Here is a 12,554-nt window from a genome sequence, read left to right as displayed (position 1 = left end):
CGAGGGGAGCGACCGGCGCGGCGGGCGCGCTGGCCGGCGTGGCCGCGGTCGGCACGACGGCGCTGGCGGCGGTGGCCGCGGAAGCGGCGGCCGCAGCCTTCTGCGCCTCGGAGGCGCGCGCCAGGCGCACGGTCATGCGGAAGTTGGCGACGCGGCGCGGGTCGCGGCCGACGTTCACGTTGCCGGCCACGATCTCCGCCAGCTCCGGCCGCGTGAGCCAGATGCTGTTGGTGCTCAGGTTGCGCAGCAGCTCGGAGACCCGCTCGTTGGACTGCGCGACGCCGGCCAGGTTCACCGTCTGCCCGTTCTGCTGCATGCTGGTCAGGTACACCCCGTCCGGCAACAGGCGCACCAGTTCGTTGAGCAGGTGCACCGGCATGTTGCGGTCGGCCTGCAGGTCTTCGACGGCCTGCTGGCGTGCCCGCAGGGCGTTGATCTCTTCCTGCAGCGAGGCGATGTCCTTGATCTGGTTGTCCAGGCGCTTGATCTCGGTGGACAGGATCTGGTTGCGGTTCTGCTGGCTGGAGATCTGGGCGCTGTACCACAGCCAGATCGCGCCGGCGACCACCAGGCCGCCGAACGCGGAGGCGCCGAGCGCCGCATAGAACATCTCGCGGCGGCGCTTGCGTGCCGCTTCGCGGTGCGGAAGCAGGTTGATCAGGATCACTGCATGAACCTCCGCATGGCCAGGCCGCACGAGGTGAGATAGGAAGGGGCCTCGCGGCGGACCTTCTTTTCGCGCACCGCGTCGCCGAACTGCATGCCCTGGAAGGGATCCGCCAGGACGCAGGGGAACGATGTCTGGGCCGTGATGGCCTCGCTCAGCCCGGGCAGGCTCGCCGAGCCGCCGGCCACCATGATGGCGTCGACCCGGTTGTGCGGGGTGCTGGTGAAGAAGAACTGCAGCGCGCGGGCCACTTCCTGCGCCATGCTGTCCACGAACGGCCGCAGGACGCCGGCCTCGTAGTCGTCCGGCAGTTCGCCGCTTCTCTTCTTGCTTTCCGCCTCTTCGGGGGAAAAGCCGTACTGGCGCACGATCAGCTGCGTGAGCTGGGCACCGCCGAAGGCCTGGTCACGGTCGTACAGGACTTCCTCGTTGCGGATCACCTGCATGCTGGTGGTGGACGCGCCGACTTCGAACAGCGCCACCATCTGGTCCTTGCCCTCGCCGGGCAGGTTGCTGATCAGGCGGCCGGCGGCGAGGCGGGATGCATAGGATTCGACGTCGATGATCACGGGCTTGAGGCCCGCCGCTTCGGCGAGGCCTTGCCGGTCCTGCACCTTCTCGCGGCGCGACGCCGCGATCAGGACCTCCACGTCGCCCGTGGAATTCGGGCTGGGCCCCACGACACAGAAGTCCAGGCTCACTTCGTCGAGCGAGAAGGGAATGTATTGGTTGGCCTCGCTCTCGACCTGGACCTCCAGGTCCTGGTCGGACAGGCCACCGGGCAGGATGATCTTCTTGGTGATCACGGCCGATGCCGGCAGCGCCATCGCGACGTTGCGCGTGCGCGTGCCGCTTTTCTTCACCACCCGGCGCATGGCATCCGCCACCTCGTCGAACTTCTCGACGTTGCCGTCCGTGATCCAGCCGCGTTCCAGCGGTTCGATGGCGCACCGTTCCAGGACATACCCACCGTTCTTGGCCAGACTGAGTTCGACCAGCTTGACGCTGGAGGAGCTGATGTCCAGGCCGAGGATGGGCCCGGACTTGCTGCCAAACAGAGAGCCGATTGAGATCAAACCCGTCTCCTACGACGCCCCGTATCGAGGCGTAACGAACTTAAGAATCCACTTCAATGCTAGCAGTAACACCCTTGTCGCCAAAGGAATTTCCCCCGGCGCTGCCATCGGCACGTTGTCAAAAGCCGACGAGCATCGATGCCATACTGCGGGCGTTCGATGGCCCTGCGCAAGCCGCCGCGGGAGGCCTTCCGACAGCAGGCGCGGAACCGCCGCCCGATGGGATGGCTCTGATGTTTTCTGGATAATGGACGTGCACCGCGGCGCGCCCGTTGGAGTTTTATGGCTTCCGAATCTTCTCCCGACGCTCCCGGCCACGCACCCCGTCCGGCCTGGCAGCGATTCCTCACCAAGTTCTTCGCGTGGACCTTCGGCGTCGCCCTGGCACTGCTGCTCGCCGGGCTCACCGTGGGCGGCGTCGCGCTGGCGGTGGCCTATCCGAACCTGCCGGACATCAGCGAGCTGGCCGACTACCGGCCCAAGCTGCCGATGCGCGTGTTCACCTCCGACGGCGTGCTGCTGGCCGAATTCGGCGAGGAGCGGCGCAACCTGACGCCGATCGGCGAGATCCCGGCGGTCATGAAGAACGCGGTGCTGGCCATCGAGGACGCCCGCTTCTATTCGCACAGCGGCGTGGACTACAAGGGCATGCTTCGCGCGGCCATCGCCAACCTGGGACGGGTGAAGAGCCAGGGCGCCTCCACCATCACCATGCAGGTGGCGCGCAACGTCTACCTGTCCTCCGAGAAGACCTTCACCCGCAAGCTCTATGAGGTGCTGCTGACGTTCAAGCTGGAACACCAGCTGACGAAGGACCAGATCCTCGAGATCTACATGAACCAGATCTTCCTGGGCAACCGCGCCTACGGGTTCGCGGCGGCCTGCGAGACCTATTTCGGCAAGCCCCTGAAGGACATCAGCATCGCCGAAGCCGCCATGCTGGCCGGGCTGCCGAAGGCGCCGTCGGCCTTCAATCCGGTCACCAACCCGTCCCGGGCGCGTTCGAGGCAGCTTTACATCATCGAACGGATGGAGGAGAACGGTTTCATCACGGCCGAGGAGGCCGAAGCGGCCAAGAAGCAGGAACTGCACGTCCGCACGGGCCTGCAGACCACGGCCGTGCGCGGCGAGTACGTGGCCGAAACCGTGCGCCAGCTGGTCTATGCCCAATACGGTGACGAGGCCTACACCCGTGGCCTGAACATCTACACCACCGTCAAGGGCAACGAACAGGAAGCGGCATATAAGGCCCTGCGCAAGGGCATCATGGATTACGAGAAGCGCCAGATCTACCGCGGCCCGGAGCGCTTCGTGGACCTGCCCGCCGACCCCAAGGAACTGGACGACGCGATCGACGACGCGCTGTCGGACCATCCGGACAACGGCGACGTGCTGGCCGCGGTGGTCCTAGACGTGAACCCCAAGAAGATCACGGCGGTGCGCGGCAACGGCGACCGCTTCGAGATCGTGGGCGCCGGCCTGGAAGCGGCCCGCTCCGGCCTGTCCGACAAGGCGACGCCCAAGATCAAGATCCGCCGCGGCGCCATCATCCGCGTGATGAAGACGCCCAAGGACACCTGGGAGATCACCCAGATTCCCGAGGTCGAAGGCGCCTTCGTCGCGCTGGACCCGCGCGACGGGTCCATCCATGCCATGGTCGGCGGCTTCGACTTCAACAAGAACAAGTTCAACCACGTCACCCAGGCCTGGCGCCAGCCGGGGTCGGGCTTCAAGCCCTTCATCTACTCCGCGGCCCTGGAAAAAGGCTTCTCCCCGACCACCATCGTCAACGACAGCCCGCTGTTCTTCGACGCCGGCGTCACCGGCGGCCAGCCCTGGGAGCCGAAGAACTACGACGGCAAGTTCGAAGGCCCGATGCCGCTGCACACGGCGCTGGCCAAGTCCAAGAACATGGTGTCCATCCGCATCCTGCAGGCGGTGGGCGCGCAGAACGCGCAGGACTGGATCACCCGCTTCGGCTTCGACGCGGACAAGCACCCGCCTTACCTGACCATGGCGCTGGGCGCCGGCTCGGTCACGCCCATGCAGATGGCCCTGGGCTATGCGGTGTTCGCCAACGGCGGCTACCGGATCAACCCCTGGCTGATCACGCGCATCACGGACCAGAAGGGCAAGCCCCTGGTGGAGAGCCAGCCGCCGCTGCTCAACGAGTCGGTGCGCGCCATCGATGCACGCAACGCCTTCGTCATGGACCGCCTGCTGCAGGAAGTGGCCCGCTCCGGCACCGCGGCGCGCACCCAGCGCGACCTCAAGCGGCCGGACCTGTACGGCAAGACCGGCACCACCAACGACTCCATCGACACCTGGTTCAACGGCTTCCACCCGACGCTGGTGGCCATCGTCTGGATGGGATACGACACGCCGCGGTCGCTGGGCGACCGCGAGACCGGCGGCGGCCTGAGCCTGCCGGTGTGGGTGAACTACATGGAGACCGCGCTCAAGGGCGTGCCGGTGATGGAGCCGGCCGCGCCCGAAGGGCTGGTGAACGTCGGCGGCGAGTGGTATTACGAGGAATACGCGCGCGGCAACGGCGTGGCCAGCCTCGGGCTGTCCGGCGGCGACACGCCCACACGCGCGGCGCCCGGCGGCTCCTCCGGCGAGCAGGCTCCCGGCGTCGCGGGGGACCGCAGCATGCAGAACTCGGGCGGCATGCCGCCGGTGGCCCCGGCGCCCGCCGACGAGCGCCGCAGCATCCTGGACCTGTTCAGGAACTAGCCAGCCGCGAAGGTGAGCGGCAGGTGGGCCTGCTCGCTCGCGTAGCGGCTCAGGTCCGCGAAGAACTCGCTGCCCTGCTTGGTGTCGCGCCAGCCGCGGCCATCCCATTTGTAGTGGTAGCCGCCCGAGCGGGCGGCCATCCACACCTCCTGCAGCGGCTTTTGCAGGTTCACGATGATCTGGCTGCCGTCCTCGAAGGTGAGCGTGACCATGCCGCCCACGCGCTGGTTGTCCACGTCCGCGTCGGTGCGCTCGTTGATCCGGTCGCAGCTCGCCTCGACGCTCGCGAGCAGGGCTTCGGCGCGGTCGAGGTACTCCAGGTCGGTCATTACAATTTCCACATGTCCGGTGTACTCCAAATTCTAGTCAGCGCCCGCGGGCGCTGCTTGTTCGCCGCAGGTGTCCTTGCCCTGCTTGCCGCCTGCGGGCAGAAAGGGCCCCTGTTCCTGTCCACGGGCGCGCAAGCCGAAGGCCGCGCGACGCTGCCGGAAACACTGAGTCCCGTGAACCGGACGGGATCCGGCACGGCCGTCGTGCCGTCCACCGCAGCGTCCAGCCTGCCGCCCACGGGCGTGGTCAACCCGGTGCGCAACTGATGACGGCCGCCCTCCTCCCCGGCGCGCCGCATCTGCACCACCGGGGCGACGCCCTCTTCCTCGAAGAAGTGGCGCTGGCCGACCTGGCCCGCGACCACGGCACGCCCTTGTTCGCGTATTCCAAAGCGTCGATGCTGTCGGCGCTGGCGGCTTACCAGCGCGGCTTCGCCGGCCGCAAGGCCAAGGTCTGCTACGCGCTCAAGGCCAACTCCTCCCTGGCGGTGCTGCAGGTCTTCGCGCGCGCCGGCTGCGGCTTCGACATCGTCTCGGGCGGCGAGCTCGAGCGCGTGCTGGCGGCCGGGGCGAAAGGCGCCGACATCATCTTCTCGGGCGTGGGCAAGACCGGCCGCGAGATGCGCCGCGCCCTCGAAGCGGGCATCCACTGCTTCAACGTCGAGAGCGAAGGGGAGCTGGAAGTCCTGAGCGGCGTCGCCGTGGAGATGGGCCTGACGGCGCCGGTGAGCCTGCGCGTGAACCCGGACGTGAACCCGCTGACGCACCCGTACATCTCCACCGGCCTGAAGGGCAACAAGTTCGGCATCGCGCACAAGGATGCCTTGCGTGCCTACCAGCGTGCCGCCGCCCTGCCGGGGCTGCGGGTGGTCGGCATCGACTGCCACATCGGCTCGCAGATCACGCAGGTGTCGCCTTACCTCGATGCACTCGACCGCGTGCTGGACCTGGTCGCGGCGATCGAGGCCGCCGGCATCCCGATCGCGCACATCGATTTCGGCGGCGGCCTGGGCATCGTCTACAACGCGGAGCAGCCCCCGGCGGCCGATGCGCTGTGGCAGCGCCTGCTGGCGCGCCTGGACGCGCGCGGCTACGGCGACCGGCAGCTGCTGATCGAGCCGGGGCGCTCGCTCGTGGGCAACGCGGGCGTCTGCCTCACGCAGGTGCTGTACCTCAAGCCCGGCGAGCAGAAGAACTTCTGCATCATCGACGCGGCGATGAACGACCTGCCGCGGCCGGCCATGTACGAGGCCTTCCACCAGATCGTCCCCCTGCGGGCGTCGGGCGCCAAGCCGGTCGCCTACGACGTCGTCGGGCCGGTCTGCGAGAGCGGCGACTGGATCGGGCGCGACCGCAAGCTCGCGGTGCAGCCGGGCGACACGCTCGCCGTGCTCTCCGCGGGCGCCTACTGCATGAGCATGGCGAGCAATTACAACACCCGCGGGCGCGCCGCCGAAGTGCTGGTGGACGGTGCACGGGTGCACGTGATCCGCGAGCGCGAGGACTTCGCGGACCAGGTGCGCAGGGAAAAGCTGCTGCCTTAACGCGTGGCGCCGCGCGCGGCGGCAGGGCTGGCGGGGCCCGCCGCCAGCCTGCGGCTCCTGGCGTGCCACACACGCCAGCCCAGCAGGACGGCGAGGATCGCGGCATACACCGCCACCTCGGCGAAGTTGTTCTTGCCCGCCCGCATCCAGAAGAAATGCAGGATGGCCAGCCCGGCGATCACGTAGACGAGCCGGTGCAGCGCCTGCCAGCGCCTGGCACCCAGGGCCTTCACCGCCCGGTTGAAGGAGGTCATTGCCAGCGGGGTGAGCAGCACGAAGGCGGCGAAACCGACCAGGATGAAGGGCCGCTTGGCGATGTCCTTGGCCATGTCGGCCACCTCGAAGCCCTGGTCGAACCACGCCCAGGTCAGGAAGTGCAGGAACGCGTAGAAGTAGGTGAACAGCCCCAGCATGCGGCGAAAGCGCTGCAGCGTGGGCAGGCCGGCCACGACGCGCACCGGCGTCACGGCCAGCGTCAGGCACAGGAAGCGCAGCGTCCAGTCACCGACGGAACGCTCGAGGTATTCGGCCGGGTTCGCACCGAGCTGGTCGGTCGCCGCGCCGTAGACGAGCCACGCGAAGGGCAGCAGCGACAGCACGAAGACGACGGGCTTGGCCGTGGGGTGCAGCAGCGCGCGGGCCGGGGTCATGGTCGGGGAGTCTCCTTGCGGTGGTGCGGCCATGATACGCAGGCGAAAAAAGGCCCGCCGAAGCGGGCCCGGGAGATCCATGCTGCCGTGCTCAGCGGGCGGTCGTGGTGCGGCGCGCGTCGATGTGGTCGTCGTGGTGCTTGCGCCCGCGCAGACCCAGCAATCCGGCGAGGCCCAGCAGGCCGATCCAGCCCATGTCGCGGTCGTGGTCGGCCGGACGGGTATCGGTGGCCTCGGGGCCGGCGCCCATCGTCTGCGTGGACGTGGAAGGCGTCGCGGTGGACTGGGTGGTGGTCGAGGTGTCCTGCGCCATCACGGGCATGGCACAGGCGGTGCCCAGGGCGATCACGGCGGCGAGTTGGGAAAGCTTCTTCATCGGAGGTAACTCCTTTGGAATCGATGAATCCATGATGGCGGGGGGGACGTGTCCCCCGGGTCGTGGGCGCCGCTGGTTGGCGTCGCCAGGGCCGGGCCAGCCATTCGCCAGTCCTACATTCCGAAACGCCGTCGGCCGTCCTACGAAAGACTTCACAAATCGGCAGCGTCCGGGGGTGGCCGACCCGGTTCGCTTACGCCTCGTCACGGCTTTGCTCCAGCCGGAAGAGCGCCGCCGGATGGGCTGTGTTCCACTCCCCGTCGATGATCAGCGGCACCGCGTGGATGTGGATCCTGGGGGGCTTGGCACTGGTGGTCCTCGTGGGCTACCTCGCCAACGCCTGGCAACGCGCGGCCAAACGGCGCGCACGCCACGCCTCCTACGCGCGCGGCAAGAACGACAGCAGCCCGCAGCCCCTGAGCAGCGCCCCCCTTCCGCTGTCCGGCGGCATCACGCCGGAGCATGCCGCCTCGATCCGCGCGCACGCGGAGCGCGCGGCGCAGAGAGACTGGAACGCGGCCCCCGCGGAGGTGCGCTACCCGTACAACAACGGCACCCCCGAATACGTGCTCTGGTACGCGACCTACCACCTGCGCATGGGGGAGCTTGCCGAGGAAGCGGAAGCCGAGGCCGCGCGCGAACGCAGCGGCGACAAACCTCAGTAGTTCTTCTTGAGGTCCATGCCGGCGTAGAGCTGCCCCACCTGCTGCTCGTAGCCGTTGAACATCAGGGTCTTGCGCTTCTTGGCGAAGAGGCCGTCCTCGCCGATGCGCCGCTCGGTCGCCTGCGACCAGCGCGGGTGGTCGACGTTCGGGTTCACGTTCGAGTAGAAGCCGTACTCGTTGGCGGCCGCCTTGTTCCAGGCCGTGCGCGGCATCTGCTCGGAGAAGCGGATCTTGACGATGCTCTTGGCGCTCTTGAAGCCGTACTTCCAGGGCACCACGAGGCGCACCGGCGCGCCGTTCTGGTTGGGGAGCACCTCGCCGTACATGCCGAAGGCAAGAAGCGTGAGCGGGTTCATGGCTTCGTCCATGCGCAGGCCTTCGGCGTACGGCCAGTCCAGCACGCGCGAGCCCACGAAAGGCATGGTCTTGGGATCCGCGAGCGTGAGGAACTCGACGAACTTCGCATTGCCCAGGGGCTCGGCCTTCTCGACCAGTTTCGCCAGCGGATAGCCCACCCACGGGATCACCATCGACCAGCCTTCGACGCAGCGCAGGCGGTAGATGCGCTCCTCCATCGGTGCGAGCTTGAGCAGGTCGTCGATCCCGAACTTCGCCGGCTTCTTCACCAGGCCTTCGACTTCCACGACCCAGGGGCGCGTCTTGAGCGTGTGCGCGTTCTGTGCCGGATCGGCCTTGTCGGTGCCGAACTCGTAGTAGTTGTTGTAGCTGGTCGCGTCCTTGTACTCGGTGAGCTTCTCCATGGTGACCGCGCCCGGGACGGTGGAGCGCACGCCCGCCAGGGCGGCGAGCTTGCCAGGCCGCTGGACCTGCTGGGCGAGCGCCTCCCGCTGCGCCCAGGTGGCGAGCGCGGCGCCGGCGGCACCGGTGGCCATCCACTTGAGCATCGTGCGGCGGTCCTCGTAGACCGTGCGCGGCGTGATCTCGCTCGTGATCGGGTGCGTGAAGCCGTCGCGGCCGGTTCGGATCAGCATGGAGTCTCCCTGGTTGAAGCTTTGCCTACTCGCCTGTACGCAGCACGGCGGCCGCTGGATGCAGGAACCTAGAGTTCGCCGTAGCTGTGCAGGCCGGACAGGAACATGTTCACGCCGAGGAAGGCGAAGGTGGTGACCGCGAGGCCGACCAGCGCCCACCAGGCGGACACGTTGCCGCGCAGCCCCTTCATCAGGCGCATGTGCAGCCAGGCGGCGTAGTTCAGCCAGACGATCAGCGCCCAGGTCTCCTTCGGGTCCCAGCTCCAGTAGCCGCCCCAGGCCTCGGCCGCCCACAACGCGCCCAGCACCGTGGCGATGGTGAAGAAAGCGAAGCCCACCGCGATGGACTTGTACATGACGTCGTCCAGCACCTCCAGCGAGGGAAGGCGCTCGGCGATGCGGCGCCGGCCGAACAGGATGCCGCCGACGATCAGGGTGGAGACGCCGAAGTACATCAGCCAGTAATTGAGGCTCCCTTCGACGTTGCGGCGGAACACCATCGGCAGCACCGTGAGCCCCACGCCCAGCAGGAACAAGGGCGCCAGCCTGGCCCAGTGCGTCTCGCCCGCATGCTGCTTGACGAGGTAGGCGAAGGCCACCATCGCCGCCAGCGAGAAAGTGCCGTAGCCGATGAAGTTGGCCGGCACGTGCAGCTTCATCCACCAGCTCTTGAGGGCCGGCACCAGCGGCTGGATCTCGTGGGCCTCGCGCGCGAACGAGTACCAGAGCAGGAAGCCGACCGCGGCGCTCACCACCAGCATCACGAAGGCGCCGACGGCGCGGGTGCCGTACTGCTGCTCGAAGTACAGGTAGAAGGCGGTGGTCATCCAGCAGAAGAGGACGAACACCTCGTAGAGGTTGCTCACCGGGATGTGGCCGATGTCCGCGCCTATGAGGTAGCTCTCGTACCAGCGCACCATGGTCCCGATCAGCGCCATGCCCACGGCCACCCACGCCAGGCGCGAGCCGATCGCCTCCATGGCGGAGGCCTGGCCGCGCGAGAACATGCCGATCCAGTAGAACACGGTGCTCATGACCAGCAGCACCGCCATCCAGAGGATCGCGGACTGGCTGGAGAGGAAGTACTTGAGCCAGAACACGCTCTCGGCACGCGCGAGCTCGCCCTGGTAGGAGGCGATGGCCAGCAGCGCGCAGCCCGCCACCACCAGCATCAGCGTGCGCAGCGGCTTCCAGAACCAGCCCAGCCAGATGCCGGCCGGCATGGCCGCGAACAGGATTCCTTTTTCGTACACGTCCATGTACGCCTGGTACTTGCCGAAGGCGTAGACGCCTCCCGCGACCACCACCAGCGCGAACAGCCAGTCGAACCAGCTGCGGCGCGAGAAAAAGCCCTCGTCCAGCGTGAGGGTCGTCGTCGTGGCGGTAGTCATCGCTTGTCTCCCAGGAGCCGGTCTCGCAGCCGTTCGAATTCGCGGTCCACGTCCAGCAGCTTGCGATTGCTGGAGAGGGCCATGCGGGCCCGCGCGCCGCTTGCCGCGGGACTGAGCCACACCCACAGGCGCCGCTCGCGCACATAGAGCATGGCAAAAACGCCCAGGATCAGCAAGGCGCAGCCCAGATAGACGATGTAGTGACCGGGGGAACGGGTCACCTGGAACACGCTCGCCTGCACCTGCTTGAAGTCCTTGAGCTCGAAGGCCATGGGCGCCGGATAGGCGTAGGCGTCGCTCAGGGCCAGCACCGACTGCGTGAGGAAGGCCTGCGTGCGCTCGTCGGCCGGCATGGGCGCCAGGCCCGCCTGCTGCCGGCTCAGCTGGGCCAGCTCGAACAGCGCGCCGTTGAGGATGCGCACCAGCACCTCGCCCGCGCGCGGCCGCTCGGCCGCGGGCACGTTGGCGTCGATGAATTCCGAAATCGCCTGCAGGCCGCCCGGGGCCTTGCCCGGCGCCGTTTCCGCTCCGGCGAAGAGCGCCAGCGCCCGCGCCGTGGAGGCGAACAGCTGCTGCGCCAGTTCCGGCCGCGAAGGGTCGGTCGCTTCGCCCGCGTACTTGCGCACCGCCTTCTCGCGCAGGGCTGCATCGCCCAGCGCGGCACGCAGGCGCAGGAAGCCTTCCATGCCGCCGGCCTCGTCGGTGGGCACGCGCATGTAGCGGAAGTTCTCCGCCGGCGTCTCGCGCATGCCCAGCAGGTAGACCGGCACGCCTTCGCCCAGGTCCACGGGCAGCATGTAGTTGTGGAATTCGCGCGCCTGGCCGGCCGCGTCGCGCAACTTGTAGGTGATGCTCGGGCCGACGTTGCGCAGCGCCTTCTTGTCCTTGGTCTTGTTGGCGGCACCCAGCCGCGCGTCCAGCGACGCACCCAGGTCCACCTTGCGCACGTCGGCACCGCTGTCGGAATTGCCGGCCAGGTTCTCCACGTTCATCACGCGCAGGCCGGTGTATTCCAGCGTCATCTTCTGCGCCTGCGCGGAGCTGCCCCGCGTGAGCTCGGTGGAACCCCCGATGGTGCCCTGCACCTCGAAGCTGCGGTTGCTGCCGTCCAGGGGCACGGCCTTGAGCGTCACGCTGGAGCCCCCGTCGTCGAAACTGGACTGGTAGATCTCCACGCCCCGGTGCGACACCGGGTGGTTCACTTCCACGCGCGCCGGGATGGCCTGCCCGGTCTCGCGGTCGTGGATCACGATGTCGCTCGCGAACAGCTTGGGCATGCCGGTGGAATAGTGTTCCACCACGAACTTCTTCAGCTCGATCGAGAACGGCAGCTCCTGCAGCAGGATGCCGTCGGACTGGCTGAGGATCGCGGTGGACGACTGGGTGCCCTCGGCCACCATCAGGTTGGCGCGGTAGGTGGGGTTGTTCGTCGCCAGCCGGTGTTGCGCCGGCACCTGCGAGATCAGCCCGCCGCCGCGATACGGCTCCTTGCCCCCCAGCCACATCTGGGCGCGCACGATCAGGTCGCCATCGAGCAGGCCGCCCAGGCACACCAGCACGATGGCGCTGTGCGCACAAAGGTAGCCCACCTTGTTCAGGCCGCCCGTGCGCGCCGCCACCATCCAGCCCTCGCCCCGCTGCTGCAGCTTGACCTTCCAGCCCGCCTTGGCGAGCGCGGAACCGATGCGATGCGCCTCCGCCTCGGGCGCCTGCGCCAGCGGCCCTTCGGCGCGGTGGTGGAACGCCAGCAGCGCGCTTTCGCGGATGTTCTCCTTGACCGTGCGCAGGTCCACCAGGATCTTGGGGGCGTTGCGGGCGATGCACAGGGAGGTGCTCACCACCAGGAAGGCCAGGATCAGCAGGAACCACCAGGCGCTGTAGACGGTGTTCAGCCGGATCGCCAGGAACAGCTCGGCCCAGAACGGTCCGAACTGGTTCACGTAGTTGGACGAGGGCTCGTGCTGCTTGAGCACGGTGCCGATCACCGACGCGATGCAGATCACCGTCAGCAGGGCGATCGCGAAGCGCATCGACGAAAGGAGCTCGACCAGCGGGCGCGAGCGTTCCGGGTCGCGCGCGGTCTGGGGCTCGGCGGTGAGGGTCGTCATCGGTTCCAAAACGAAAAAGG

General features: G+C 68.0%; 12 protein-coding genes. 4 read left to right on the top strand and 8 right to left on the bottom strand.

What is annotated here, in order from left to right; genetic code table 11:
* A partial coding sequence (locus tag AC3EGR_RS21415; RefSeq protein WP_488548550.1) for a PilN domain-containing protein occupies positions 1–667 on the bottom strand: 667 nt, incomplete at its 3' end.
* Positions 664–1,743, bottom strand: a complete 1,080-nt coding sequence (locus AC3EGR_RS21410) for a pilus assembly protein PilM (RefSeq protein WP_488548549.1) — start codon at positions 1,741–1,743, stop codon at positions 664–666. The genes AC3EGR_RS21415 and AC3EGR_RS21410, both read right to left, overlap by 4 nt.
* A gap of 282 nt (positions 1,744–2,025) precedes the next feature.
* Between AC3EGR_RS21410 and AC3EGR_RS21405 the strand changes: the two genes are divergently transcribed.
* Positions 2,026–4,479: a penicillin-binding protein 1A gene (locus tag AC3EGR_RS21405; RefSeq protein ID WP_488548548.1), complete on the top strand. Its 2,454-nt coding sequence runs from the start codon at positions 2,026–2,028 to the stop codon at positions 4,477–4,479.
* Here AC3EGR_RS21405 and cyaY read toward each other — a convergent pair.
* On the bottom strand, positions 4,476–4,808 hold the full coding sequence (gene cyaY, locus AC3EGR_RS21400) for an iron donor protein CyaY (protein ID WP_488548547.1): 333 nt from the start codon (positions 4,806–4,808) through the stop codon (positions 4,476–4,478). The two genes, AC3EGR_RS21405 and cyaY, sit on opposite strands and share 4 nt — an antisense overlap.
* 12 nt (positions 4,809–4,820) lie before the next feature.
* On the opposite strand from cyaY, the gene lptM reads away from it, so the two are divergent.
* Both lptM and lysA read left to right on the top strand, forming a co-directional pair.
* Positions 4,821–5,075, top strand: a complete 255-nt coding sequence (gene lptM, locus AC3EGR_RS21395) for an LPS translocon maturation chaperone LptM (protein ID WP_488548546.1) — start codon at positions 4,821–4,823, stop codon at positions 5,073–5,075.
* Positions 5,075–6,352 (top strand): diaminopimelate decarboxylase, encoded by a 1,278-nt coding sequence (lysA, locus tag AC3EGR_RS21390; RefSeq protein WP_488548545.1) that lies wholly within the window; start codon positions 5,075–5,077, stop codon positions 6,350–6,352. Before lptM ends, lysA begins: the two co-directional genes overlap by 1 nt.
* Here the strand turns inward: lysA and msrQ are convergent.
* Entirely contained in the window at positions 6,349–7,002 is a 654-nt protein-coding gene (gene msrQ / locus AC3EGR_RS21385; RefSeq protein ID WP_488548544.1) for a protein-methionine-sulfoxide reductase heme-binding subunit MsrQ, read from the bottom strand. The two genes, lysA and msrQ, sit on opposite strands and share 4 nt — an antisense overlap.
* Before the next feature lie 91 nt (positions 7,003–7,093).
* The gene (locus tag AC3EGR_RS21380; protein ID WP_488548543.1) at positions 7,094–7,378 is read right to left on the bottom strand and encodes a WGxxGxxG family protein; all 285 of its coding nucleotides are present in this window, start codon (positions 7,376–7,378) and stop codon (positions 7,094–7,096) included.
* A gap of 245 nt (positions 7,379–7,623) precedes the next feature.
* On the opposite strand from AC3EGR_RS21380, the gene AC3EGR_RS21375 reads away from it, so the two are divergent.
* A complete protein-coding gene (locus AC3EGR_RS21375; RefSeq protein ID WP_488548542.1) occupies positions 7,624–8,043 on the top strand; it encodes a hypothetical protein in 420 nt (139 codons plus the stop codon).
* Here AC3EGR_RS21375 and msrP read toward each other — a convergent pair.
* The 3 genes from msrP to AC3EGR_RS21360 form a co-directional block, all read right to left on the bottom strand.
* The gene (gene msrP / locus AC3EGR_RS21370; protein WP_488548541.1) at positions 8,037–9,035 is read right to left on the bottom strand and encodes a protein-methionine-sulfoxide reductase catalytic subunit MsrP; all 999 of its coding nucleotides are present in this window, start codon (positions 9,033–9,035) and stop codon (positions 8,037–8,039) included. The two genes, AC3EGR_RS21375 and msrP, sit on opposite strands and share 7 nt — an antisense overlap.
* A 68-nt stretch (positions 9,036–9,103) precedes the next feature.
* Positions 9,104–10,426: a c-type cytochrome biogenesis protein CcsB gene (gene ccsB / locus AC3EGR_RS21365; protein WP_488548540.1), complete on the bottom strand. Its 1,323-nt coding sequence runs from the start codon at positions 10,424–10,426 to the stop codon at positions 9,104–9,106.
* Complete coding sequence (locus tag AC3EGR_RS21360; RefSeq protein ID WP_488548539.1) at positions 10,423–12,534, bottom strand: cytochrome c biogenesis protein ResB; 2,112 nt, start codon at positions 12,532–12,534, stop codon at positions 10,423–10,425. The genes ccsB and AC3EGR_RS21360 overlap by 4 nt, the downstream gene beginning before the upstream one ends.
* Positions 12,535–12,554: the final 20 nt, after the last annotated feature.

Source organism: Ramlibacter sp. G4-7 (genome assembly GCF_057784995.1).
This window is presented reverse-complemented; position numbering and strand designations above follow the sequence as displayed.